This is a genomic window from Pseudomonas nitroreducens (assembly GCF_014204515.1).
Classification (GTDB): Bacteria; Pseudomonadota; Gammaproteobacteria; order Pseudomonadales; family Pseudomonadaceae; genus Pseudomonas; species Pseudomonas nitritireducens_A.
In genome coordinates this window covers 74,512-99,023 of the sequence record NZ_JACHLI010000019.1, presented here as the reverse complement: position 1 = coordinate 99,023, position 24,512 = coordinate 74,512, and the positions used below count along the sequence as shown (strand labels likewise).

The window sequence follows — 24,512 nt, the reverse complement described above, 5'->3', positions numbered from 1 at the left end:
GACAGCTCGGTTTGCCCGGTAATTGTGGGCAACTGGCTCTATAGTCATTCAGAACCTTCGCACCCGGCTCTTGCATCGACGAAAGGGTCGGAGCAGGATGCGCCGAATTTTTTTGAGGAATCTTGTTACATGTCCGATGCAAGCGCCGGCACCGTTGAGCATGAGCAGCCCCATTCCAGCTCCGCTGTCGGCCTGATGGTCGGCGCGGTGGGGGTCTGCTACGGCGATATCGGCACCAGCCCGCTGTACACCCTCAAGGAAGTCTTCGTCGGCGGTTATGGCGTACAGGCCAACCACGACGGCGTGCTGGGCGTGCTCTCGCTGATCTTCTGGTCGCTGATCTGGGTGGTGTCGATCAAGTACGTGATCTTCGTGCTGCGCGCCGACAACCAGGGCGAGGGCGGGGTGATGGCGCTGTCGGCCCTGGCCCGTCGCGCCGCCACCGGCCGCCGCCGGCTGCAGGCGTTCGTGGTGGTCGCCGGTCTGATCGGCGCGGCGCTGTTCTATGGCGACAGCATGATCACTCCGGCGATCTCGGTGCTGTCGGCCATCGAGGGCCTGGAAATCGCCTTCGACGGTCTGGAGCACTGGGTGGTGCCGCTGTCGCTGATCGTGCTGGTGGGCCTGTTCCTGATCCAGAAGCACGGCACCGCGCGCATCGGCATCCTCTTCGGACCGATCATGGTCGCCTGGTTCCTGGCCCTGGCGGCGCTGGGCGTCTATGGCGTGTCGCAGCAGCCGGAAGTGCTCAAGGCGATGAATCCGGCCTGGGCCTTCAACTTCTTCGTGTCGCACCCCGGCATCGGCGTCGCCATCCTCGGTGCCACCGTGCTGGCGCTGACCGGCGCCGAGGCGCTGTATGCCGACATGGGCCACTTCGGCCGCAAGCCCATCGCCCGCGCCTGGTTCGCCCTGGTATTGCCGGCGCTGGTACTGAACTACTTCGGCCAGGGCGCGACCATCCTGGTCAATGCCGAGGCCGCGCGGAACCCCTTCTACCTGACCGCGCCGGGCTGGGCGCTGGTGCCGATGGTGGCGCTGTCCACCGCGGCTACCGTGATCGCCTCCCAGGCGGTGATCTCCGGCGCCTTCTCGCTGACCCGCCAGGCCATCCAGCTGGGCTACGTGCCGCGCATGTCGATCCAGCACACCTCCAGCCATGAACAGGGGCAGATCTATATCCCCGGGGTGAACTGGGCGCTGATGGTTGGCGTGGTGCTGCTGGTGCTCGGCTTCGAGTCTTCCGCCGCCCTGGCCTCGGCCTACGGCGTGGCAGTGACCGGCACCATGCTGATGACCACCCTGCTGATGGGCGTGGTGGTCTGGCTGCTGTGGAAGTGGCCGCTGTGGCTGGCGGTTCCGTTCTTCCTGATGATGCTGTTCGTCGACACCCTGTTCTTCGCCGCCAACCTGCCCAAGGTGGTCCAGGGCGGCGCCTTCCCGGTGATCGCCGGGATCGGCCTGTTCATCCTGATGACCACCTGGAAGCGCGGCCGCCAGTTGCTGGTGGACCGCCTGGACGAAGGAGCGCTGCCGCTGCCGCTGTTCATCTCCAGCATCCGCGCGCAGCCACCGCACCGCGTGCAGGGCACCGCCGTGTTCCTCACTGCGCGCTCCGACGCCGTGCCCCACGCGCTGTTGCACAACCTGTTGCACAACCAGGTGTTGCATGAGCAGGTCGTGCTGCTCACCGTGGTCAACGAAGACAGCCCGCGGGTACCGCCGGACCGTCGCTTCGAAGTCGACGCCTATGGCGAGGGCTTCTTCCGCGTGGTGCTGCACTTCGGCTTCATGGAGGACCCGGACATCCCGCAGGCGCTCAAGCTGTGCCACCTCAACGAGCTGGACTTCAGCCCGATGCGCACCACCTACTTCCTCAGCCGCGAGACGGTGATCCCGTCCAAGCTGATCGGCATGGCGCGCTGGCGCGAGGCGCTGTTCGCGTTCCTGCTGAAGAACGCCAACGGCAACCTGCGCTACTTCAACCTGCCGCTGAACCGGGTGATCGAGCTGGGGACGCAGGTGGAAATCTGACGATTCGCAGTCTGAAAAAACGCGCCGATGGGCGCGTTTTTTCTTTGTGGGTGTTTTCCGTAGGAGCGAGCTTGCTCGCGAACCCCCTCACTCCCGCGTCGGCAATGCCTATTCCGGCTTCGCCTCGCCCTTGCCCGGCAGCATCCGCACCAGGGTGTTGTCGCGGCTGATGTAGTGGTGGAACAGCGCGGCCAGGGCGTGCAGGCCGATCAGCCAGTAGCCGAGCACGGCGATGGTCTCGTGCCAGTACTTCACCTGCTTGGCCAGGTCCGGGTTCTTGTCCACCAGGTGCGGCAGTTCCAGGCCCCAGAACGGTACCGGCTTGTCGGCGGCGCTGAGGATGATCCAGCCGGCCAGCGGCAGGCCGATCATCAGGCCGTAGAGCGCCAGGTGCATGAGCTTGGCCAGGATCATCTGCCAGGCCGGCGGCGCCGGGACGATCGCCGGGGTGGGGTAGATGAAGCGGCCGATGAGGCGTAGCCAGACCAGTACGAAGACGCTCAGGCCGAACATGAAGTGGAACTGGGAAAACAGCGCGCGGGTGTCGCTGCCTTTGGGGAAGTTGGTGCGGTACTCCATGCAGAAGTACGTGGCAGCGATCAGCACCAGCATGATCCAGTGCAGGGCGATGGACAGGCTGCCGTAGCGCGACGGGGTTTTGGACAGGCTCATGACGGTTCCTTGTGTGTCTAGGAGTCGTGGCGCCCCATTCTGGCGACGGGGCTGCCAGTGTCAGCATAGAGCCTTAATCCTGACTGAAAAACCGTCACGGCAAACAGAAAGGGCCGCATGAGCGGCCCTTTTGACGTCGATCAGCCTTCGTCGTCGGCTGACTGGCGGGAGCGGATGGCGTTTACCAGCCGCTTGGCCAGCGCCGGGTAGTCCTCGTCGAAGTGGTGACCACCGGGCAGTTGCAGGTTCTCGCCCACGGCCTGGGGCTGGGTGCAGCCGCTCTCGTCCTTTTCTTCGATGCCGTACACGCAGAGCACTTTGGGCCCCGGCAGGCGGGCCATTTCCGGGCCGGTGGAGGCTTCCTGGCCGGCCTTGCCGAGCCAGCCCTGCACTTCGATCTCGAAGCTGCCGCTGCGGGCGAAGGCCAGCAGGATCACCGAGCTGACGTCCTTCTTGGCGTCCGCCGGCAGGCGGTTGTAGATCGCCGGCAGCACGTCGGCGCCGAAGGAGTAGCCGGCCAGCACGAAGTGCTTGGCGCCCCATTTCTCGCGGTAGTGCTGCATCAGCAGGGCGAGGTCGGCAGCGCTCTGTTCCGGGGTCTTGTGCTCCCAGAAGTAGCGCAGGGCATCGACGCCCACCACCGGGTAGCCCAGCTCGGCCATCTGCGCCGCGACATCGCGGTCCAGGTCGCGCCAGCCGCCGTCGCCCGAGTAGAACAGGGTGACGGTTTCCGAAGGCTTGGCGGCCGGCACTTCCACCACCGGCACGTTGTCGCCGCCGCCCTGCAGTTGCTGGCGCAGCTGGTCGGCGAGGACCTTGGGCAGCGGCGTGTCGTAGTCGGTGATCACCGTCTCGGCGTTCTTCAGGCCACGGGCGAAGCGGGCGCTGGCGTCGTCCGGGTTGTCGTTCCAGGCGGCCAGCCAGTGGCCGTGGGCGGCGCTGGTCGGCAGCGGGGTGGCGGCGCAGTCGGGCTTCTCCAGGGAGAAGCCTACCGACAGGGCCTTGGCCTTGTCGTCGGACTGCCCGGCGAGCCAGCGGAAGGCCCAGGCGCTGCCCGGACCGATGCCGGCGACCAGGGTCGGCTGGCCGTCGAGCAGCTCGCCGGCGGCCTGGATGCGGGCCTGCTGGGCGCTGCAGTCGTTTTCTGGGAAGACGAACTGCACCACGCGGGCGCCACTGTCGTGGGCCAGGGCGAGCAGTTGGGCATCGTCGAGCTTCTGCTCGGGCTGCACCGCAAGCAGCACGCGGGCGTTGGGCTGCTTGCCGGGGTTGGCCAGACTGACCGCGCTGCCGTCGGGCAGCTGGCGGTGGTCCAGGGAGGCCTGCGGGGCCGGGCGGCTCCACAGCAGCAGGCCGACGGCGATGATGATCAGCAGGAGGAGGGCGAGCAGGTGTCGCCAGCGTCGTTTCAACATGTCAGCGTTTTACCAATCCACTCAGGCCGCCTGCAATGAGGGCGGCTGTATCGGCCAGGGCCACCAGCGGATCCAGTCCGGCGGGCACGGCCAGGTAACGGGGTTCCCAGTCGGGCTGGAACTTGTCCTTGAAGCGCCGCAGCCCCTGGAAATTGTAGAACTGCTCACCCCGGCGGAAGACCAGTGCGCCCAGACGCTGGGTGAGCGGCGCGCCACGGCGCGGTTGCAGGCCGGCAAGCGGCACCATGCCGAGGCTGAAGCGGGTATGCCCGCTCTCCTTGTAATGCAGGATCAGGCCGAGCATGAGGAATTCCATGGTCAGCTTGGGTGCGTCGGGCACCACGCGCATCAGGTCGATGCTGGCCAACTCCTTGCTGCCGGTCTCCAGCAGGTTGGCAAAGGCCACGGCACGACCCTGGAAGCGGACGATGACGACGCGGAAGTAATGCAGGTATTCGGGGGTGAAGCGGCCGAGGGAGAAGCCCTTCTCGCGGACGTTCTTGCCGCCCAGCCAGGCATCGGAGATGGCCCGCAGCTCGTCCAGCGGCGCTTGCCCGGCCTCGTGGAATTCCAGGCTCAGGCCGTCGCGCTGGCCGCGGTTCCAGGTGTAGCGCAGGTCCTTCATCTCCTTGCCCTTGCTCTCCAGGTCGAAGCGGCGCAGGTCGACCCGCGCCTCTTCGCCGAGCTTGAGCGCGGTCAGGCCGATGTCCATGTACAGCGGCAGGTTCTCCGCGCGCACCTGGTAGAACACCGGGCGCGCGTGGTGCAGGTCGCAGAGGTCGCGGAACTGCCAGATCAGCTCGGCGCGGGCCTGGGCCGGGCCGATCGGATCGAACAGCGCAACCAGGCTGCGGCCACGGCGGGCGTACATGAGGAAGGCGTCGTTGCCTTCATGGAACAGCAGCGCCTTGTCGCCGGACAGTGCCAGGCCGCCATCGGGCTGCGAGGAGTTGGCGAGGATGCCGGCGGCGCTGTCCAGTTCCTCGCGGCTCGGGGCGTGGATCGCCGGCGGTGCGGTGCGCAGCAGCCAGTACAGCGCCAGCGCGGCCAGCAGCAGGCAGCTGCCCAGGGCGGCGCGCAGGCCGCGCGGGGCGTCGGCGTCCAGGGCGAACTGCCACCAGAGTTCGTGGCTGTAGGGCACGTCCTGGTAGGCGAACAGCAGCAGCCAGATGGAGGCGGCGATCACGCAGGCGGCGGCGCCCAGGTAGAGCGGCGAGAACGGCAGGTCCATCAGCCGGCTGCGACGGTAGAAGGCGCTGCGGAAGATCACCAGCAGGACGGCGGTGAAGCTGAGGATCAGTGCCTCTTCCCAGTCGAAGCCCTTGAGCAGCGAGAGCACCGCACCGGCGCTGAGCAGGCCGATGGTCAGGGCGCAGGCGGCGGACAGGCGGCGGCGCAGGCCGTAGGCGAGCAGCAGGCAGAGCACGCCGATCAGGCTGGCGGCCAGGTGCGAGGCGTCGATCAGGCGATGCGGGACGAGGAAGCCGATATCTTCCAGGCGTGTGTCGATCGACGGCGTGGCGCCGGAGAACAGCAGCACGACGCCGGAGATGAACACCAGTAGCGAGAGGATCTGCGCGGCGAAGCCGGAAGCGACCCGCACCGCCTGCTTGGCCACCAGGATGCGGCGGGCCTCGAGGAACAGCAGCAACAGGCAGGCGACGATCAGTGGCAGCACCACGTAGATCAGCCGGTAGAGCAGCAGCGCGGCGGCCAGCGGTGCCGCGCCCAGCTGGTTGGCGAAAGCGGCGAGCAGCACGGCCTCGAACACCCCGACGCCACCGGGCACGTGGCTGAGCACGCCGGCGGCCAGGGCGATCAGGTAAACCAGCAGGAAGGCGCCGAACGGCGGCGCCTCGGGCAGCAGCAGATAGAGGACGGTGGCCGCGGCGGCCACGTCCAGCGCGGTGATCAGCAGTTGCAGCAGCGACAGGCGCAGGCCCGGCAGACGCAGGGTGCGGCGGCCGAAGCGGACCAGGTGGCTGTCCGCCGACGGCTGCTCGGGCAGGCGCCGGCGCTCGATGCTGACCACCAGCACGATGCACAGGGCGATGATCGCCAGGGCCAGAATCGTCACCAGCCACTGCGGCAGGTGCAGTGCCAGGGAGGCGTCGCCCAGGTCGCTGAGCGCGGCCAGCGCCGCCAGTACCGGCAGCGCGCAGCCCAGCGACAGGCTGGCGAACAGGGTCATCAGGGCGACGTCGCCGGCACCCAGGCCCTGGCGGGCGTACAGGCGGTAACGTACCGAGCCGCCGGAGAGCATCGACAGGCCCACGGCATTGCCGATGGCGAAGGCCGAGAAGCCGCCGGTCAGCAGCGCCGGCAGCGGCAGTTTCACGCCGGCGAAGCGGCTGGCGGACCATTCGTAGCCGAGCAGGACGATGAAGCCGACCACGGTCGCGGCGAAGGCGCCGAGCAGTGACGTGGTGGGAACGTCGAGCAGGGCGTCATGCAGGGAATAGGCATCGATATCGCGCAGCAGGTGATAGCAGGCGATCAGGGCGAGACAGAACAGCACCAGGGTCACGCCCAGGCCGAGTGCCTGGCGGTTGCTGTTGATCCAGTCGAGCCAGGCCGCTCGTGGAGAAGTCTCTTCGGCGGCAGGTGTATCAGGTGTGGCGGAGTTGGCGCTCATCGGGCACCTCTAACGATCCTGCGCGACAGAGTAGGGGCACTGTCGCGAATTCCCAAGTCCCTGGAGAGTATTTTCGTCATTCGGCTGGCGCCACCCGTACGTGGTTTTTTCTGCGCACAACGAAAAAAGCCACTCCTAAGAGTGGCTTTCTTCTTGATGTCTGGTTGCGGGAGCAGGATTTGAACCTACGACCTTCGGGTTATGAGCCCGACGAGCTACCAGACTGCTCCATCCCGCGGCGGCAATTCTACGCGGATGAAGCCTCGTGTCAAACGATATTTCGTTTTCGATCAAACATTTAAATCGCGCGCAAACGAAAAAGGCCACTCCGAAGAGTGGCCTTTCCCAGTGTCTGGTTGCGGGAGCAGGATTTGAACCTACGACCTTCGGGTTATGAGCCCGACGAGCTACCAGACTGCTCCATCCCGCGGCGGCCATTCTACGCAGATGAAAGTTCCTGTCAATCGATATTTCGCCTTCGATCAATAATTTAAATCGCGCGCAAACGAAAAAGGCCACTCCGAAGAGTGGCCTTTTCACGGTGTCTGGTTGCGGGAGCAGGATTTGAACCTACGACCTTCGGGTTATGAGCCCGACGAGCTACCAGACTGCTCCATCCCGCGGCGGCCATTCTACCCAGATGAGCCTTCATGTCAAATCAAAGATGGAAAAAAGTGATTTTTTATCAGTCGCTTAGCTCAACGGCGGGGGTGGCCGGGCGGTTCCCGTCAGGGTTTTGTGCATTAAGGGCTGCCGCTCGCGAGCACCAACGGCAGCAGCAGGAATTGCATTACCATGGGCAGGTTTCCGTCGTCCTCCAGGGCGACTTCCCGCAGGTAGGCAGGCGCTTTCCCCGTGACCCGGCAACGAAAGATCATCCACATCGATTGCGACTGCTTCTATGCCGCCATCGAGATGCGCGACGACCCGAGCCTGGCCGGCAAGCCGTTGGCCGTGGGCGGTTCGCCGGACAAGCGTGGGGTAGTCGCGACCTGCAACTACGAGGCGCGCGCCTACGGGCTGCATTCGGCCATGGCCATGCGCACCGCGGTGAAGCTGTGCCCGGACCTGACCATCGTGCGCCCGCGCATGGATGTATATAGAGAAGCCTCGCGAGACATCCACACGATCTTCCGCGATTACACCGAGCAGATCGAACCGCTGTCCCTGGACGAGGCGTACCTCGACGTCAGCGACAGCGAGCGCTGTGACGGCAGTGCCACACGGATCGCCCGGGAGATTCGCCAGCGGGTCTGGGAAACCCTGCACATCACGGTGTCCGCCGGGGTGGCGCCGAACAAGTTCATCGCCAAGATCGCCAGCGACTGGCGCAAGCCCAACGGTCTGTTCGTGGTCACGCCGGACGAGGTGGATGGATTCGTCGCCGAGCTGCCGGTGAAGAAGCTGCATGGCGTCGGCAAGGTCACCGCCGAGAAGCTGGCGCGCCTGGGCATTCGCACCTGCGCGGACCTGCGCGACTGGTCGCGCATCCAGCTGGCCAAGGAGTTCGGCAGTTTCGGCGAGCGCCTCTGGGGCCTGTCGCGGGGCATCGACGAGCGCCCGGTGCAGGTGGACAGCCGGCGCCAGTCGATCAGCGTGGAAAACACCTTCGACCAGGACCTGCCGGACCTCGCTGCCTGCCAGGAGGAGCTGCCGTCACTGCTGGGCGAGCTGGAACGGCGCATGACGCGCCTGGACACCAGCTACCGGCCGGGCAAGCCGTTCATCAAGCTGAAGTTCCATGATTTCACCCAGACCACCCTGGAGCAGGCGGGCGCCGCGCGGGATCTGGAGAGCTACCGGCTGCTGCTGGGGCAGGCCTTCCAGCGCGGCAACAAGGCGGTGCGGCTGATCGGGGTGGGTGTGCGCCTCGTCGACCTGCGCGGGGCGCACGAACAGCTGAGCCTGTTCTGAGGCTCAGCCTTTTTCAGGACTCAGCCTTCCGGCCACATGCGCATGGCGCGGCCCGAGACCGGCCACAGGCGCAGTTCGCCTTCGTCGGTGATGTCCCAGCGTTGCACTTCGCCGAGCATCTTGAGGAAGTGCTGTTCCTGCTCCATCACCAGGTCGGGGCAGAGCTTGCGGGTCGAACCGGGCTGGCCGAAGGTCAGTTGTTCACCTTCGAGCTTGTAGCTGGCGAACCAGTGGTTGCAGCCGGCGCTGCCGTAGGCGCGGCCGTTGCCGTCCAGGGTCAGGCTGATGTGGGTGTAGTCGATCAGCGGCCGTTCGCCGATCCATTCCACGCGGTAGGTCTGTTCGGCTTCCGGTACCGGCTTGTTCGCGCAACCGGCCAGGGCCAGCGCGGCGCAGGCACCGGCGATCAAAGCTTTCATGCAGTCTCCTTGCTTTGGCAATCCGGGCAGAGGTGGCGGTTGCCGGCCTTGGCCCATCCGAGTTCGCCGATGCGCGCTTCGGCGGCCGGCTGCTGGGCAGCCTTGCCGAGGGTGGCGTCGACGGCGAATTCGAAGTCCAGCGTAGCACCACAGCCGTCGCAGTTGACCTTCCATTCGTGGATGCCCAGTTCACGGAATACCGGGCCCTTGGCCACGGCCATCCACTGTCCCGGCGGGTTGATCAGGTGACGGACCTTTTCCACTTCCAGGGTCATGCTCAGGCTCTTGCTGCCCTTGAGGCTGACCAGCAGGGTGTCGCCGGCCTTGATCGAGCCGCCGATGCCGGTGACCTGATAGCGGCCCGGAGTCAGCGCGCGGCACTCGTTGAGGGTGAATTGCGGGTTGAGCAGGGTGTAGCGGAAATCGTGCTGGGCCATGGGTCCTCCGGGAAAGCGCGGCATTCTAGGGCGCGTGGCGTGCGGATGCGAGCGCCTTCTGCTCAGATTTTCACCAGGTTGACCGGGTTGCCGGCCTGCCACGCGGCGATGTTGGCCAGGGTGGTCTGGGCGATCCCGGCGAGCGCCTCGCGGGTGAGGAAGGCCTGGTGCGCGGTGATGATCACGTTGGGGAAGGTCAACAGGCGCGCCAGCACGTCGTCCTGCAGCGGCTGGTCGGAGCGGTCGGCGAAGAAGATCTCGGCTTCTTCTTCATAGACGTCCAGGCCCAGGTAGCCGAGCTGACCGCTTTTCAGCGCCTCGATCAGCGCCGGGGTGTCCACCAGCGCGCCGCGACCGGTGTTGATCAGCATCGAGCCGCGCTTCATGCGTTCCAGGCTGTCGGCGTTGATCAGGTGCTGGGTGGCGTCGTTGAGCGGGCAGTGCAGGCTGATGATGTCGGACTGCGCGAGCAGTTCGTCCAGCTCGACGAAACGCCCGCCCAGGGCTTCGATGGCGCGGTTGGGGTAGGGGTCGTAGGCCAGGATGTGGCAGCCGAAGCCACTCATGATGCGGGCGAAGACTTCGCCGATCTGGCCGCTGCCGATCACCCCGACGGTGCGCCCGTGGAGGTCGAAACCGGTCAGGCCGTGCAGGGAGAAGTCGCCTTCGCGGGTGCGGTTGTAGGCGCGGTGCAGGTGTCGACAGAGCGCCAGAACCAGGCCGACGCCATGTTCGGCGACGGCGTGGGGGGAATAGGCCGGCACGCGCACCACCGCCAGCCCCAGTGCGTGGGCGGCGGCCAGGTCGACGTGGTTGTAGCCGGCCGAGCGCAGGGCGATCAGTTTCGTGCCGCCGGCCGCCAGGTGTTCCAGCACCGGACGGGAGAGGTCGTCGTTGACGAACGGGCAGACCACTTCGAAGCCCATGGCCAGGGCCACGGTGTCCAGGCGCAGCTGGGCCTGCTGGAAGTGCAGTTCGAAGCCGTGGCCGTGGTTGGCGGCCAGAAAGCTGTCGCGATCATAGGTCTGGTTGCTGAACAGGATGATGCGCATCGGGGCTTCCATCTTCAGGGCGGGCGTCAGGTCGTGTGCCCGGCTTCGGTTTCCGCCAGTTCCTCGGCAGCCTGGGCCAGCTCGCCCATGGCGCGGTCCAGCTCGTCCAGGGCAGCGGGCGCATCCGGCTCGTTCTGCTTGAGCAGGGTCTCGGCGCGCTGGCAGGCGGCGCGCAGCATCGGCACGCCGCAGTAGCGGGTGGCGCCGTGCAGGCGATGGATGCGTTCGAGCAGGGTGTGGCGATCACCGCGCTCGCGGGCCTGGCCGATCACCTGGCGGTCGGCGGACAGCGAGGCGAGCAGCATGCCGAGCATGTCGGCGGCCAGTTCCGGCTTGCCGGCGGCCAGGCGCAGGCCTTCCTCGTGGTCGAGCACGCTGAGGCCGCTCAGGGCCGACTCGGCGTGGCGCGGGCGCTCGTCGCGCGGTTCGCCCAGGGCCAGACCGGTCCACTTGAGGATCACCTGGACCAGCTGGCGTTCGTCGATCGGCTTGGTCAGGTAGTCGTCCATGCCGCCCTGCAGCAGCGCGCGCTTTTCGTTGGCCAGGGCATGGGCGGTGAGGGCGATGATCGGCACCGGGCTGACCTCGCGATCGCTTTCCCAGTGGCGGATCGCTTCAGTGGCCTGGCGGCCGTCCATGACCGGCATCTGCACGTCCATGAACACCAGGTCGAAGCGCTCGCGCTGCACCGCCTCGACGGCGGCCAGGCCGCTGTCGACGGCGAGCACCTCGGCGCCCAGGTCGCCGAGCAGGGTCTTCACCAGCAGCAGGTTGGCCGGGTTGTCGTCGACGCAGAGCAGGCGTGGGGTGCGCTCCAGCTTGCCGTTGGCGGACTTGTCCTTGCGCAGCGGGCGCAGGTGCAGGAGTTCGTTCATCGCCTGCTGCAGCTTGCGGGTGCAGGCCGGCTTGCTCTGCACCTGGGCGTCGGGCAGCACGTCGTTGTAGTGCGCCTGCTCGATGGTCGGGCACAGTACCAGGCTCTTGCAGCCGTGCTGCTCCAGCTCGCGGATGGCCTGGCGCAGCGCCTCGGGCGGGTGTTCGGCGGCGGTTACGCCGAGCAGCGCCAGGGTGATCGGCGTCTGTTCCTTGGGTGCCCCCTGCAGGGCTTTTTCCAGGGCGGCGAGGTCGGCGAACTCGGTGACTTCCAGGCCGCAGTCTTCCAGCTGGTGATGCAGCGCGGTGCGGGTCAGCTCGTGGGGTTCGTAGAGCGCCACGCGCAGGCCGCCGGTGAGCGCCGGCGGCAGGTCGTCGCCGTCGTCGCGGGCCTTGGGCAGGTTGAGGCTGATCCAGAATTCCGAGCCGTCGCCGGCGCTGCTTTCCACGCCGATCTCGCCGCCCATCTGCTCGATCAGGCGCTTGGAGATCACCAGCCCGAGGCCGGTGCCGCCAGCCTGGCGCGAGAGGGAGTTGTCGGCCTGGCTGAAGGCCTGGAACAGCGCGCGCAGGTCGGCGTCGGTGAGGCCCACGCCGGTGTCCTGCACGCTGATGCGCAGCTGTGCGCGGTCGTCGCTTTCGTCTTCGAGCATGGCGCGCACGGCGATGCTGCCGTCGTGGGTGAACTTGATGGCGTTGCTCACCAGGTTGGTCAGCACCTGCTTCAGGCGCTGCGGGTCGCCTACCAGCTGCAGCGGGGTGTCGCGGTAGATCAGGCTGACCAGCTCCAGGTGCTTCTCGTGGGCGGCGGGGGCGAGGATGGTCAGGGTATCCTGGATCAGCTCGCGCAGGTTGAACGGGATGTTCTCCAGCACCAGCTTGCCGGCCTCGATCTTCGAGAAGTCGAGGATCTCGTTGATGATCCCCAGCAGGCTCTCGGCGGATTTGTGGATGGTCCCCAGGTAGTCCTGCTGGCGGCTGGTCATCTCGCTCTTCTGCAGCAGGTTGGTGAAGCCGATGATGCCGTTGAGCGGGGTGCGGATCTCGTGGCTCATGTTGGCGAGGAACTCGGACTTGATCCGGCTGGCCTCCAGGGCCTCCTTGCGCGCCAGGTCCAGCTCGATGTTCTGGATCTCGATGGTCTCCAGGTTCTGCCGCACGTCCTCGGTGGCCTGGTCGATGTTGTGCTGCATCTCTTCCTGGGCGCTCTGCAGCGCCTCGGCCATGCGGTTGATGCCGCCGGCCAGCTCGTCCAGCTCGTGGCTGCCCAGGGCCGGCAGGCGGGTTTCCAGGCGGCCTTCCTTGAGCTGCGCGACGCCCTGGGCGATCTGCCCCAGCGGCGCGTTGATCGCCCGGCTCATGCGCAGGGCGAGGAGGGCGGTGACCGCCAGCCCGGCGCCGATCAGCAGCAGGCTGGTGAACAGGCTGCGGTAGCCGCGCAGCAGGGTGCCATGGTGGGACAGTTCCAGCTCGACCCAGCCCAGCAGCTTGTCGGCGTCGTCGTCGGGATCGCCCGACAGGCTGCGGTGCTTGCCCAGCACGGGGAGGAGGAAGTGGGTGGTGTCCAGGTTGCTCGCCATGCTCAGGTGCGAGCCGTCGCCGCTGGGCATCGGGGTGAGGATGCTGGGGCCGGCGTGGACGAGTTTTTCCCGCTCCGGATCGAGGAAGGTCACGGCGCGCACGTCGGGCTGGTCCAGCGCCTCGTTGGCGATGCGCTCCAGCAACGCATTGTTGTGGTTGGCCATGGCTGGGGCCGACAGCGGCGCCAGCTGCTCGGCGATCAGTTGGCCGCGCTCGATCAGCTGGGCGTGCATGTCCGCCAGCTGCACCCAGGTGAAATAGCCGCCCAGCACCAGCGCCAGCAGGCTGGTGGGCAGCAGGGTGAGCAGCAGTACCCGTCCCTTGATGCCGAGATCCTTGAACACGCGCTTCCTCCGATGCGTTTATCCCCGGCAGTGTAGCGGTTCGGACCTGCCCCGGAAGCCCTTTGCCTTGCCCTGGACGCGTGGAATCGTGAATACTTCACGCAATTGCTAATCACTCTTATTTGATATGAATGCCATAGCTGCGTCCGGCCTGCGTCTGCTGACCATCGAGGACGACCCGACCCTGGGCGCCCACCTGTCTTCCCATCTGAGCGAGCGTGGCTTCGACGTCACCTGGTGCCAGGACGGCGACGAGGGCCTGGCGCAGGCGCGTGGCGGCGACTATGACCTGGTGCTGATGGACATCATGCTGCCCGGCACCGGCGGCCTGGATATCCTCCGCAGCCTGCGCCGCGAGCGTGCGGTGCCGGTGATCCTGATGTCCGCCCTGGGCGCCGAGCAGGACCGCATCGCCGGTTTTTCCCAGGGCGCCGATGACTACCTGCCCAAGCCGTTCAGTCTCGCCGAGCTGAGTGTCCGCGTGGATGCCGTGCTGCGCCGGGTCGCCCTGGAGCGCGCCAGCCAGCCGCCAGCGACGACGACGCCCACCGGTCTGCAACTGGACCCGCAGAAGGACGACGTCGGCCTCGACGGCCACTGGGCCGGGCTGACCGCTACCGAGTACCGCCTGCTGGAGACCTTCCTCGGCAGCCAGGGCGAGACCCTGAGCAAGCCCTTCCTTTACCAGCACGTGCTGCACCGTGCCTTCACCGCCCATGACCGCAGCCTGGACATGCATGTCAGCCACCTGCGCCGCAAGCTGCAGGCCATCGGCTACCTGCGCCACCAGCTGCACACCGTGTGGGGCAAGGGCTACGTGTTTGCCGAGAGCGAAGACTGACGATGCCCGGCCGCCACTCGCTGTTCTGGAAACTGGCCATCGCCCTGGTGGTGTTCGGCCTGTCGGTGATCTGGCTGTCCTGGAACTGGGGCAAGCAGATGGAGCGCGACAGCTACAACCTGTCCGAGGAAGCCCGAGAGGTCCTCGGTGGCTATGCCCACGAAGCCCAGCAGGCCTGGCAGGAACAAGGCGCCCCTGGCGTCGATGCCTGGCTGGCGCAGATGCAGCAGCGCGAGCCAGTGTGGATGGTGGTGGTGGACGGCCGCCTGCAGTCGCTGGCGAGCCAGCCGTTGCCCATGGCGGATATCGCCCACCTGACCTTCCAGCGCGGCCTGGACTGGCCGGTGAGCTCGCGCTCGGTGACCCTGCCCTACATCGGCATTCCCTTCCCCGATGCGCCCGCTGCCGGCCGGCTGGTGGTGCAGTTGCCGCAGCGCTTCCTGCCTGGCGGGCTGACCTTCCTGCGCCAGTCCATCAGCCATGCGCTGGTGCCGGCGATCCTCGCGCTGCTGCTCTGCGGGCTGATCTACCGGCGTCTGGTGCGCCCGCTGGGGCGCCTGCGCGAGCACGCCAACGCCCTGGAGGCGGACGATCTCGGCTCGGTCGCCGGCCCGGAGCTGATCACCCGGCGCGACGAGCTGGGCGAACTGGGCCGCGCCCTGGACCACATGGCTGAACGCCTGCGCGGCCACGTCGGCCTGCAGCGCCAACTGCTGCGCGATCTCTCCCACGAATTGCGCACGCCGCTGAGCCGCCTGCGCGTGGCCGGGGAAAGCCCGATCAGCGAAACCGCGCTGCGCCAGCGGGTCGAGCGCGAGGTGGAAGTGATGCAGCGGCTGGTCGCCGACACCCTGGAGCTGGCCTGGCTGGATACCGAGCGCCCGCGTCCGCCGCTGGAGGACATCGACCTGCGTTCGCTGTGGGACCTGCTGGTGGACGACGCGCGTTTCGAGGCCGGCTGGAGTGCCGAGCGCTTCCTTTACCAGGTCCCGGCGGACTGTCGCGTACACGGTCATCTCAACGGCCTGGCCCAGGCCCTGGAAAACCTGTTGCGCAACGCCATCCGCCATTCCCCGGCGGACGGCCGCATCCGCCTGAGCGGCCGGCGCGAGGCCGGCGGCTGGCACCTGTGGCTGGAGGATGATGGCCCCGGCGTGGCGCAAAGTGACCTGGAACGCATCTTCCTGCCGTTCACCCGGTTGTCCGACGCGCGTACCGGCGAGGGCTTCGGCCTGGGCCTGAGCATCGCCCGCAGCTCCCTGCGCCTGCAGGGCGGCGAGCTCTGGGCGGACTGCGCCGAAGCCGGGCTGCGCGTGCACCTGCGCCTGCCGGATGCAGCCGCCGCCTGAGCTGCCTTGCGGCCGAAGTGGGCGGCTGCAAACACGGCTTGTTAGGAAGTTTCGTATGGCGCTGCGTTTTTTGCCGGTATCATAGGGCGCCCTGTTCCAGATCCGAGTGCCTCCATGACCGTGCAGTACCCGACTATCGCCGATTGCGTCGGCAATACCCCGCTGGTGCGCCTGCAGCGCCTGGCCGGGGAAACCTCCAACACCCTGCTGGTGAAGCTCGAAGGCAACAACCCGGCAGGTTCGGTGAAGGATCGCCCGGCGCTGTCGATGATCACCCGAGCCGAACTGCGCGGCGACATCAGGCCCGGCGACACGCTGATCGAGGCCACGTCTGGCAACACCGGCATCGCCCTGGCGATGGCCGCGGCGATCAAGGGCTACCGCATGATCCTGATCATGCCCGACAACTCCACCGCCGAACGCAAGGCGGCGATGACCGCCTACGGCGCCGAGCTGATCCTGGTGACCAAGGAACAGGGCATGGAAGGCGCCCGCGACCTCGCCGACCAGATGGCCCGCGAAGGCCAGGGCAAGGTCCTCGACCAGTTCGCCAACGGCGACAACCCGGTCGCCCACTACCATTCCACCGGCCCGGAAATCTGGCAGCAGACCGGCGGTGAGATCACCCATTTCGTCAGCTCCATGGGCACCACCGGCACCATCATGGGCGTGTCGCGCTACCTCAAGGAGCAGAACCCCGACGTGCAGATCGTCGGCCTGCAGCCGATGGAAGGCTCGGCCATCCCCGGCATCCGCCGCTGGCCGCAGGAATACCTGCCGAAGATCTTCGACGCCACCCGCGTCGACCGCGTGGTCGACATGCAGCAGACCGAGGCCGAGGACGTGATGCGTCGCCTGGCCCGTGAAGAGGGCATCTTCTGCGGCGTCTCCTCCGGCGGTGCGGTGGCGGCCATGCTGCGCCTGTCCCTCGAGCTGGAAAACGCGACCCTGGTGGCGATCATCTGCGACCGTGGCGACCGTTACCTGTCCTCGGGCGTGTTCGACTCCAACTGACATGGCCAAGCAGAGATCCGGCCTGCGCTTCCAGCCCAGTGGTGGTGCGCGCAGCCCTGCGGTACCCGTGGGCAAGAAGCAGCGCCTGAACATCGAGCGCCTGGCCCATGACGGCCGCGGCATCGCCCATATCGACGGGCGTACCTGGTTCGTCGACAACGCCCTGCCCGGCGAGGCCGTGGAAGCCCGCGTGCTTTCCGCCCGCGCGCAGATCGTCGACGCCCGTAGCGAACGTATCTTCACCGCCGCCGCCAACCGCCGCCGCGAGCCTTGCCCGGTGGCCGGCACTTGCGGCGGTTGCAGCCTGCAGCACCTGTCCCACGCCGAGCAGCTGGAACTCAAGCAGCGCACCCTGGCCGAGCAACTGGAGCGCTTCTCCGGCCTGACTCCCGAGGAGTGGGCTGCGCCGCTGGTCGGCCCGGAATTCGGCTACCGCCGCCGCGCTCGCCTGGCCGTGCGCTGGGACGTGAAGGCCAAGCGCCTGGACATCGGCTTCCGCGCCGCGGCCAGTCAGGCCATTGTCGCCTTCGACGACTGCCTGGTGCTGGTGCCCGAGCTGCAGGTGCTGGCCCGCGAGCTGCCGGACGTGCTCCGCGCTTTCGCCAAGCCCCAGGCGCTGGGCCATGTCGAGCTGTTCCACGGCACTGCCAGCGCAGTGCTGCTGCGGCATATCGAACCTTTGTCCGATGGCGATCGCGCGCGACTGCTGGAATTCTGTTCGGCACGGGATGTGCAACTGTGGTTACACGGTGACGGCTTGCAGGGTGACGGCGAGCCGACGCTCTGCTCCGAAGCTGCTGAAAATAGCCGGAACCGCGAGCTGGGCTTCCGGCTCGAAGCCTGGGATCTGACCCTGGCCTACCGTCCCGGCGACTTCGTGCAGGTCAACGAGCCGGTGAACGAGGCCATGGTCGCGCAGGCGCTGGACTGGCTGAAGCCAGGCCCTGATGAGCGCGTGCTGGACCTGTTCTGCGGCCTGGGCAACTTCGCCCTGCCGCTGGCGCGCCAGGTGCGCGAGGTGGTGGGGGTGGAAGGCGTGCAGACCATGGTCGAGCGCGCCGCCGCCAACGCCCGCGCCAATGGCCTGGGCAATACCCGGTTCCACCAGGCGGACCTGGCGAAACCACTTGCCGACGCCCCCTGGGCGGCGGAGGATTTCACCGCCGTGCTGCTCGACCCTCCGCGTGACGGAGCCTTCGAGCCGGCGCGGCAGATGCGTTCACTGGGCGCGGAGCGGGTACTGTATGTGTCCTGCAACCCGGCGACCCTGGCGCGCGACGCTGGCGAGCTGGCCCGACAGGGCTATCGTCTGAAGCGCGCCGGCATCCTCGACATGTTCCCGCAGACGGCCCATGTCGAGGCCATGGCTTTGTTCGAGGCAGGCTAGGACGGCTTGCGCAATCCGACCGGCTCAAGCAAGAAAGGCCGGCGCAGTGAGCGGTGTGTTGTGGCGCACCGTGGGGAAGGGTAGACACGATGGTACAGGTGAGAGCGCATCAGCCGGTCAACACCGACGGCAGCATCAATCTCGAGGCCTGGCTGGACCATGTCCAGACCCTGGTCCCGGGCCTGGATCGCAAGGTCCTGCTGGAAGCCTGCGAGTTCGCTCGCGAGGTGGAAGACAAGGCTGTCAGCACGACTGACAACTCCTGGGCGGACGGCACTTCCAGTTTCCAGACGGGACTGGAGATCGCCGAGATCCTGGCGGACCTCAAGCTCGACCAGGAATCCCTGGTCGCCGCGGTGATCTACCGCGGCGTGCGCGAGGGCAAGGTCAAGCTGGAGGACGTCGCCCAGCGCTTCGGTCCGGTGGTCGCCAAGCTGATCGAGGGCGTGCTGCGCATGGCGGCGATCAGCACCAGCCTCAGCCCCCGGCAATCCCTGGTGCTCGGCACCCAGGCGCAGATCGAGAACCTGCGCAAGATGCTGGTGGCCATGGTCGACGACGTCCGCGTCGCGCTGATCAAGCTGGCCGAACGCACCTGCGCGATCCGCGCGGTGAAGAACGGCGATGACGAGAAGCGCATGCGCGTCGCCCGCGAGGTGTTCGACATCTACGCGCCGCTGGCCCATCGCTTAGGCATCGGCCACATCAAGTGGGAGCTGGAGGACCTGTCCTTCCGCTACCTGGAGCCCGATCAGTACAAGCAGATCGCCAAGCTGCTACACGAGCGCCGGCTGGACCGCGAGCAGTACATCGCCACCGTCATGGGGCAGCTCAAGGAAGCCCTGGCCGCCACCGGCATCAAGGCCGACCTGTCCGGGCGCGCCAAGCACATCTATTCCATCTGGCGGAAGATGCAGCGCAAGGGCCTGGATTTCAGCCAGATCTACGACGTGCGCGCGGTACGCGTGCTGGTGCCGGAAATGCGCGATTGCTACACCGCGCTGGGCATCGTGCACACCCTGTGGCGGCACATCCCCAAGGAATTCGACGACTACATCGCCAACCCCAAGGAAAACGGTTACCGCTCGCTGCACACCGCAGTGATCGGCCCCGAGGGCAAGGTGCTGGAAGTGCAGATCCGCACCCACTCCATGCACGAGGAAGCCGAGCTGGGCGTCTGCGCGCACTGGCGCTACAAGGGCACCGACGTCAAGGCCAGCTCCAACCACTACGAAGAGAAGATTTCCTGGCTGCGCCAGGTGCTGGAGTGGCACGAGGAACTGGGCGATATCGGCGGCCTGGCCGAACAGCTGCGGGTGGATATCGAGCCCGACCGCGTCTACGTCTTTACCCCCGACGGCCACGCCATCGACCTGCCCAAGGGCTCCACGCCGCTGGACTTCGCCTACCGCGTGCATACCGAGGTGGGGCACAACTGCCGTGGCGCCAAGATCAACGGGCGCATCGTGCCGCTCAACTACAGCCTGCAGACCGGCGAGCAGGTGGAGATCATCACCGGCAAGCAGAGCGGGCCGAGCCGCGACTGGCTGAACCAGAACCTGGGCTACGTCACCACGTCGCGGGCGCGGGCGAAGATCGTCCACTGGTTCAAGCTGCAGGCACGCGACCAGAACGTCGCCGCCGGCAAGGCCATGCTCGAACGCGAGCTGGGCCGCCTGGCGCTGCCGCCGGTGGACTTCGAGAAACTCGCCGAGAAGGCCAACTACAAGACCGGCGAAGACCTCTTCGCCGCCCTGGGCGCCGGCGACCTGCGCCTGGCCCACGTGGTCAACTACGCGCAGCAGCTGGTGGAGCCCGAGCGCGGCACAGAGCAGCTCGAACTCATTCCGCGCAAGCCCAGCAAGATCGGCCACGGCAAGCGCGGCGACATCCAGATCCAGGGCGTCGGCAACCTGCTCACGCAGATGGCCGGCTGCTGCCAGCCGCTGCCGGGTGATCCGATCGTCGGATACATCACCCTTGGCCGCGGCGTCACCATCCACCGCCAGGACTGCGCCACCGCGCTGCAACTGGCCGGCCGCGAGCCGGAGCGGATCATCCAGGTCAGCTGGGGGCCGGTGCCGGTCAGCACTTACCCGGTGGATATCGTCATCCGTGCCTACGACCGTTCCGGCCTGCTGCGCGACGTCTCGCAGATGCTGCTCAACGAGCGCATCAACGTGCTGGCGGTGAATACCCGTTCGGACAAGGAAGACAACACCGCGATCATGCGCCTGACCATCGAGATCCCCGGTCTCGATTCGCTGGGCCGCCTGCTGGCGCGCATCTCCCAGTTGCCCAACATCATCGAGGCGCGGCGTGATCGCGCAGGTGCCAAGGATGCATAAGCTCGAAGACCTGCTGTACCTCATGGCCCGCCTGCGCGATCCGCAGAACGGCTGTCCGTGGGACCTCAAGCAGAGCTACGCGACCATCGTCCCGTACACCCTCGAAGAGGCCTACGAAGTCGCCGATGCCATCGAGCGCGGCGACTTCGACCACCTGCGCGAGGAGCTGGGCGACCTGCTCTTCCAGGTCGTCTACTACGCGCAGCTGGCGCGGGAAGAAGGGCGCTTCGAGTTCGACGCCGTGGTCGATGGCATCACCCGCAAGCTGATCCGCCGCCATCCCCACGTGTTCCCCGATGGCGACCTGTACGGCGAGCCGGACCCGGCGAAGCTGGAGGAAGCCGCGGTCAAGCAGCGCTGGGAAGAGCTGAAGGCCGAGGAGCGTGCCGCCAAGGCCGCCGAACCGGTGCAGCTGTCCCTGCTGGACGACGTGCCCAACGCGCTGCCGGCCCTGAGCCGCGCAGCCAAGCTGCAGAAGCGCGCTTCCCAGGTCGGCTTCGACTGGGCCGATGCGCTGCCGGTGGTGGACAAGGTCCGCGAGGAGTTGGACGAGGTGCTCGAAGCCATGGCCGGTGGCGACACCGAAGCCCAGGCGGAGGAGGTGGGCGACCTGCTGTTCGTGGTGGTCAACCTGGCGCGCAAGCTCAAGGTCGACCCGGAAACCGCCCTGCGCGCCGCCAACGCCAAGTTCGAGCGGCGCTTCCGCTACATCGAGACCGCCCTGCGCGACCAGGGTCGGACCCTGGAAGACAGCAACCTGGAAGAGATGGACGAGCTGTGGGGCGCGGCCAAGCGCGACGAGAAGAACCCGCTCAGCTGTGGATAAGTTCTCCATCGTTGAATCAGCGTCCACAAAAAAGCCCCGCAACCGCGGGGCTTTTAATTGTGGCTCTTCGTAGGAGCGAGCTTGCTCGCGAACCGCTCGACGCCGGCGTTGCCGGATAACTGTTCGCGAGCCAGCTCGCTCCTACAGTTTCGCCCTACGCCGGAGCTGAATGTAGGAGCGGGCCATGCCCGCGATCGCGCGCATGGCCCGCACCGACAGGTGCATGATGCTCAGCCGAACAACCAGCGCAGGACCAGCACCAGCAGTAGCACCGCGAGGATCGGTCGGCCGATGCGGTAGGCCTTGGGATAGGCGCGCTTGAACACCTTCACCTTGCTGCCCACGGCATCGCCCAGGCGGATCAGCACCGAGTAGGCCTGGTTGATGCCGCCGACACGCTCGCCCTCGACGTTCTGCGGCGCCGTGGCGCGGCCGAGGAAGGCGCTGACGCGGCGGTTCAGGCGGGTCAGCAGCGAGGACTTGAGCGGACGCTCGATGTCGCAGAAGAGGATCAGTCGCGATTCGTCGGTCTCGTTCTTCACCCAGTGGACGAAGGTTTCGTCGAACATCACGTCCTGGCCGTCGCGCCAGGCGTAGGGCTGGCCGTCGACGAAGATGCGGCAATCATCGGAGTTCGGCGTGGCCAGGCCCAGGTGATAGCGCAGCGAGCCGGCGTAGGGGTCGCGGTGCTTGTTCAGGTGGCTGCGCGGCGGCAGGCGGGTGAACATCGCCCCCTTGACGTTGGGGATGCTGCTGACCAGTTCCACGGTCTTCGGGCAGAGCTGCTGCGCCGAGGGCAGGGGGCCGTCGTACCAGGTCAGGTAGAAGCGGGTCCAGCCCTTCTTGAAGAAGGAGCCGAAGCCGGCCTCGTTATTGTTCAGGGCGTCGCGGATGTAGCCCTCGTCGAACAGCGCCTCGGCTTCCGCGCGGATCATCTGCCAGTTGTCGCGCAGCTTGTCGAGTTCGGGGAAACGCTCGCGGTCCAGGTAGGGCTTGGACGGCACGCTGGAGTTCAGGTACATCAGCGAGTTGTACGGGGCGAACCAGGCGGAGTGGTTCACTACCTGGCGCAGGAACGGCAGGCGCACCTTGCCACGCAGGTGTACGTAGAGGATGGCGACGAGGAAGATTGCCAGGATCGCAAGAACGATGAGTTTCAGCATGGAGGTGGCGGGTCCGCTCCAGAGGTGTGAAATCGAGCCAGGCACTTGCACTGCGCTGGCTGAGGCCCGAGGATTATACCCCCTGTGGACAGTCCAGCCGAAGCCATGCGTTCGTCGAGGATTTGTCCTGCATCAACATGGGCTGTTGGAGAGCCTTAATCAATGAGCATGTCATTGCGTGATCAGCTGCTGAAAGCCGGGCTGGTCAACGAAAAGCAGGCCAAGCAGGCCGGCAAGCAGAAGCAGAAGCAACAGCGCCTGGAGCACAAGAACCAGGTGCAGAAGGACGACAGCCAGCGCCAGGCGGCCCTGCAGGCCCAGGCCGAGAAGCAGGCGCGGGATGCCGAGCTGAACCGCCAGCAGCAGGAAAAGGCCGACAAGAAGGCCAAGACCGCGCAGATCAAGCAGTTGATCGAAGGGACCCGCCTGCCCAAGCTGGAGACGGACGACTATTACAACTTTGTCGACAACAAGAAGGTCAAGCGCATCGCGGTCAACGACATGGTCCGCGACAAGCTCAGCCGCGGCAGCCTGGCCATCGTCAGCTACGACGGCAAGTACGAGATCGTTCCGCGCGACGCCGCGCTGCGCATCCAGGAGCGCGACGAACGCCGCATCATCCTGCTCAGCGAGCCCAGCGGCGAGCCGGACGATGACGATACCTACAAGGATTACGTGGTACCCGACGACCTCATGTGGTGAGGTCGTCCCGGCCGGCTCAACTGGCCGGGCACAACTCCACCCTGCCGAACAGCGCCTGCGCCGACAGTGGCGTGATGGCGTGCAGACGATCCAGCCGCAGCTCGCGGCTGGCGTCGTCCACCCGCACTTCCAGGTATTCCTCCTGCGCGCCGTCCGCGCCGCGTCGCGTGTGCGTGGTGAAGGCCTGGGCGTCGAACGCCAGGCCGTCACGCAGCTCGATCCGCAGCCAGTAGCGATACAGGCAGGCGATCTCCAGGAAGTCGTGGAGGTCGCAGTCCATTGGCTGGTAGGCGGCCATGGTCTCAGCAGCCCTCCAGTTCGATGATCGCGTAGCCCTGGCCGTGCAGCGCCGCCTCCACCGCCGGCGAGGAGAACTCGCTGTGGCAGAACTGGCAGCGGCTCGCCTGCACGTCCGCCGCCTGGATGCCCCGTGATGCCAGCCAGTGCGTGGCGAAGTGCTCGGCACGGCTGGCATCGTCGGGCTGGACCAGGACGTCGAAGTGCAGGTAGCGGCCATCGCGGGTGCGCACGTGGGTGTCGTAGACGTGGACCTGCATGGCGCCTCTCCTACTTGAGGTCGGCGATGGCGGCGCCGAAGTTCAGGTGCAGCACCTGCCCATCGACCACCAGCGCCGGTACCGATTTCACGCCCGCCGCCTCTGCTTCGGCGATGCGCGGCGATTGCTCGCCCAGGTGCACCACTTCCACTTCGCGGTTCAGCAGCGGCAGCAGGGCGCGCTCGGCTTCGACGCAGACGGGGCAACCGGCATGGTAGTAAACGGCTTTGCTCATGATCTTCTCCTGATTGATTAGGTATCGATTCGATACCATTTCAGTCTGCGGGCGAAATCGGCCTTCTGTCAAACTGGTTTTTGATCGATACTATCTATCGGAGGGATCAGCCCATGACCGATACGACCCTGTACGACTACCTCGAGCGCATCGCCAGCCTGATGCGCGCCTGGGCCCGCGAGCAGCCGCTGATGGCCGACCTGCAGCCGATCCAGTTGAGCGCGCTGAACTACCTGGCGCGCTGCAACCGCTATTCGAATACGCCGCTGGGAGTGACGGATTTCCTCGGGCTGACCAAGGGCACGGTGTCGCAGTCGCTCAAGGCGCTGGAGACCAAGGGGCTGATCGAGAAGCGCCCGGACGCCCAGGATCGCCGCAGCGTGCACCTGGAGCTGACGGCGGAGGGCAGGGGGCTGATCGATGCGCTGGTGCCGCCGGCCTTCCTGCGCCGCGCCCAGGAGACGCTGGGGGAGCGCAGCGAGTTGCTGGTCGAGCTGCTGCGCGAGTTGCTGGCGACTGTGCAGCGTCAGGAGAATGTGCCGGGCTTCGGTCTGTGCCGTACCTGCCGTTTCCACCAGAAGCTGGACGATGGTGCGCTCTGCGGGCTGACCGGCGAGCGCCTGGAAGCTCGTGAAGGCGAGCTGATCTGCCGCGAACACGCCGCGCCGGACGAAGCGGCCTGAGTCGATCAGTGCAGGAGCGAGCTGGCTCGCG

21 protein-coding genes and 3 tRNA genes are annotated in these 24,512 nt (G+C 66.8%); 10 read left to right on the top strand and 14 right to left on the bottom strand.

Annotated features, from left to right (window positions below; genetic code table 11):
* Positions 1-129 precede the first annotated feature (129 nt).
* Positions 130-2,034 carry a potassium transporter Kup gene (locus tag HNP46_RS21985; RefSeq protein ID WP_184593173.1) on the top strand — a complete coding sequence of 635 codons (1,905 nt, stop codon included), beginning with the start codon at positions 130-132 and terminating at the stop codon, positions 2,032-2,034.
* Positions 2,035-2,142: 108 nt separating this feature from the next.
* Here HNP46_RS21985 and HNP46_RS21980 read toward each other — a convergent pair whose 3' ends face one another.
* From HNP46_RS21980 to HNP46_RS21955, 6 genes are all read right to left on the bottom strand, one after another.
* A complete protein-coding gene (locus HNP46_RS21980; RefSeq protein WP_184593171.1) occupies positions 2,143-2,706 on the bottom strand; it encodes a cytochrome b in 564 nt (187 codons plus the stop codon).
* A 140-nt stretch (positions 2,707-2,846) separates the two neighbouring features.
* Positions 2,847-4,121 (bottom strand): virulence factor family protein, encoded by a 1,275-nt coding sequence (locus HNP46_RS21975; protein WP_184593169.1) that lies wholly within the window; start codon positions 4,119-4,121, stop codon positions 2,847-2,849.
* Position 4,122: 1 nt separating this feature from the next.
* Entirely contained in the window at positions 4,123-6,756 is a 2,634-nt protein-coding gene (mprF, locus tag HNP46_RS21970) for a bifunctional lysylphosphatidylglycerol flippase/synthetase MprF (protein ID WP_184593167.1), read from the bottom strand.
* A 161-nt stretch (positions 6,757-6,917) separates the two neighbouring features.
* Positions 6,918-6,994, bottom strand: a tRNA-Met gene (locus tag HNP46_RS21965).
* A gap of 115 nt (positions 6,995-7,109) precedes the next feature.
* Positions 7,110-7,186, bottom strand: a tRNA-Met gene (locus tag HNP46_RS21960).
* 116 nt (positions 7,187-7,302) lie between these two features.
* Positions 7,303-7,379, bottom strand: a tRNA-Met gene (locus tag HNP46_RS21955).
* A gap of 232 nt (positions 7,380-7,611) precedes the next feature.
* Between HNP46_RS21955 and dinB the strand changes: the two genes are divergently transcribed.
* Positions 7,612-8,670 carry a DNA polymerase IV gene (gene dinB, locus HNP46_RS21950; protein WP_184593165.1) on the top strand — a complete coding sequence of 353 codons (1,059 nt, stop codon included), beginning with the start codon at positions 7,612-7,614 and terminating at the stop codon, positions 8,668-8,670.
* Positions 8,671-8,690: 20 nt separating this feature from the next.
* Here the strand turns inward: dinB and HNP46_RS21945 are convergent, their stop codons facing one another.
* The 4 genes from HNP46_RS21945 to HNP46_RS21930 all read right to left on the bottom strand — a co-directional run bounded on the left by HNP46_RS21945 (position 8,691) and on the right by HNP46_RS21930 (position 13,376).
* Positions 8,691-9,089: an META domain-containing protein gene (locus HNP46_RS21945; protein WP_184593155.1), complete on the bottom strand. Its 399-nt coding sequence runs from the start codon at positions 9,087-9,089 to the stop codon at positions 8,691-8,693.
* A complete protein-coding gene (locus HNP46_RS21940) occupies positions 9,086-9,526 on the bottom strand; it encodes a hypothetical protein (RefSeq protein ID WP_184593153.1) in 441 nt (146 codons plus the stop codon). The genes HNP46_RS21945 and HNP46_RS21940 overlap by 4 nt, the downstream gene beginning before the upstream one ends.
* A gap of 62 nt (positions 9,527-9,588) precedes the next feature.
* Complete coding sequence (locus HNP46_RS21935; protein WP_184593151.1) at positions 9,589-10,578, bottom strand: 2-hydroxyacid dehydrogenase; 990 nt, start codon at positions 10,576-10,578, stop codon at positions 9,589-9,591.
* Positions 10,579-10,604: 26 nt separating this feature from the next.
* Positions 10,605-13,376 (bottom strand): response regulator, encoded by a 2,772-nt coding sequence (locus HNP46_RS21930; RefSeq protein ID WP_184593149.1) that lies wholly within the window; start codon positions 13,374-13,376, stop codon positions 10,605-10,607.
* 127 nt (positions 13,377-13,503) lie between these two features.
* On the opposite strand from HNP46_RS21930, the gene HNP46_RS21925 reads away from it, so the two are divergent.
* From HNP46_RS21925 to mazG, 6 genes are all read left to right on the top strand, one after another.
* On the top strand, positions 13,504-14,217 hold the full coding sequence (locus HNP46_RS21925; RefSeq protein ID WP_184593146.1) for a response regulator transcription factor: 714 nt from the start codon (positions 13,504-13,506) through the stop codon (positions 14,215-14,217).
* A 2-nt stretch (positions 14,218-14,219) separates the two neighbouring features.
* A complete protein-coding gene (locus HNP46_RS21920) occupies positions 14,220-15,566 on the top strand; it encodes a HAMP domain-containing sensor histidine kinase (protein WP_184593144.1) in 1,347 nt (448 codons plus the stop codon).
* A 114-nt stretch (positions 15,567-15,680) separates the two neighbouring features.
* The gene (cysM, locus tag HNP46_RS21915; protein WP_184593142.1) at positions 15,681-16,580 is read left to right on the top strand and encodes a cysteine synthase CysM; all 900 of its coding nucleotides are present in this window, start codon (positions 15,681-15,683) and stop codon (positions 16,578-16,580) included.
* Between the two features lies 1 nt (position 16,581).
* The gene (gene rlmD, locus HNP46_RS21910) at positions 16,582-17,967 is read left to right on the top strand and encodes a 23S rRNA (uracil(1939)-C(5))-methyltransferase RlmD (RefSeq protein WP_184593140.1); all 1,386 of its coding nucleotides are present in this window, start codon (positions 16,582-16,584) and stop codon (positions 17,965-17,967) included.
* An 89-nt stretch (positions 17,968-18,056) separates the two neighbouring features.
* Positions 18,057-20,315, top strand: coding sequence for a GTP diphosphokinase (gene relA, locus HNP46_RS21905; protein WP_184593131.1), 2,259 nt, complete (start codon positions 18,057-18,059; stop codon positions 20,313-20,315).
* The gene (gene mazG, locus HNP46_RS21900) at positions 20,308-21,141 is read left to right on the top strand and encodes a nucleoside triphosphate pyrophosphohydrolase (RefSeq protein WP_184593129.1); all 834 of its coding nucleotides are present in this window, start codon (positions 20,308-20,310) and stop codon (positions 21,139-21,141) included. The genes relA and mazG overlap by 8 nt, the downstream gene beginning before the upstream one ends.
* Positions 21,142-21,371: 230 nt before the next feature.
* Here the strand turns inward: mazG and HNP46_RS21895 are convergent, their stop codons facing one another.
* On the bottom strand, positions 21,372-22,304 hold the full coding sequence (locus HNP46_RS21895) for an aspartyl/asparaginyl beta-hydroxylase domain-containing protein (protein WP_184593127.1): 933 nt from the start codon (positions 22,302-22,304) through the stop codon (positions 21,372-21,374).
* 162 nt (positions 22,305-22,466) lie between these two features.
* Here HNP46_RS21895 and HNP46_RS21890 point away from each other — a divergent pair, with 162 nt between their 5' ends.
* Positions 22,467-23,006: a DUF2058 domain-containing protein gene (locus tag HNP46_RS21890; RefSeq protein WP_184593126.1), complete on the top strand. Its 540-nt coding sequence runs from the start codon at positions 22,467-22,469 to the stop codon at positions 23,004-23,006.
* 16 nt (positions 23,007-23,022) lie between these two features.
* On the opposite strand, the gene HNP46_RS21885 is transcribed toward HNP46_RS21890, so the two are convergent.
* From HNP46_RS21885 to HNP46_RS21875, 3 genes are read right to left on the bottom strand one after another with little or no spacing between them, the layout of a single operon-like run.
* Positions 23,023-23,304, bottom strand: coding sequence for a Rho-binding antiterminator (locus HNP46_RS21885; RefSeq protein ID WP_184593124.1), 282 nt, complete (start codon positions 23,302-23,304; stop codon positions 23,023-23,025).
* Between the two features lie 4 nt (positions 23,305-23,308).
* A complete protein-coding gene (locus HNP46_RS21880; RefSeq protein WP_184593122.1) occupies positions 23,309-23,563 on the bottom strand; it encodes a DUF2024 family protein in 255 nt (84 codons plus the stop codon).
* A 10-nt stretch (positions 23,564-23,573) separates the two neighbouring features.
* Entirely contained in the window at positions 23,574-23,798 is a 225-nt protein-coding gene (locus tag HNP46_RS21875) for a glutaredoxin family protein (protein WP_184593120.1), read from the bottom strand.
* Positions 23,799-23,911: 113 nt separating this feature from the next.
* Here HNP46_RS21875 and HNP46_RS21870 point away from each other — a divergent pair, with 113 nt between their 5' ends.
* A complete protein-coding gene (locus HNP46_RS21870) occupies positions 23,912-24,481 on the top strand; it encodes a MarR family winged helix-turn-helix transcriptional regulator (protein ID WP_184593118.1) in 570 nt (189 codons plus the stop codon).
* Positions 24,482-24,512: the final 31 nt, after the last annotated feature.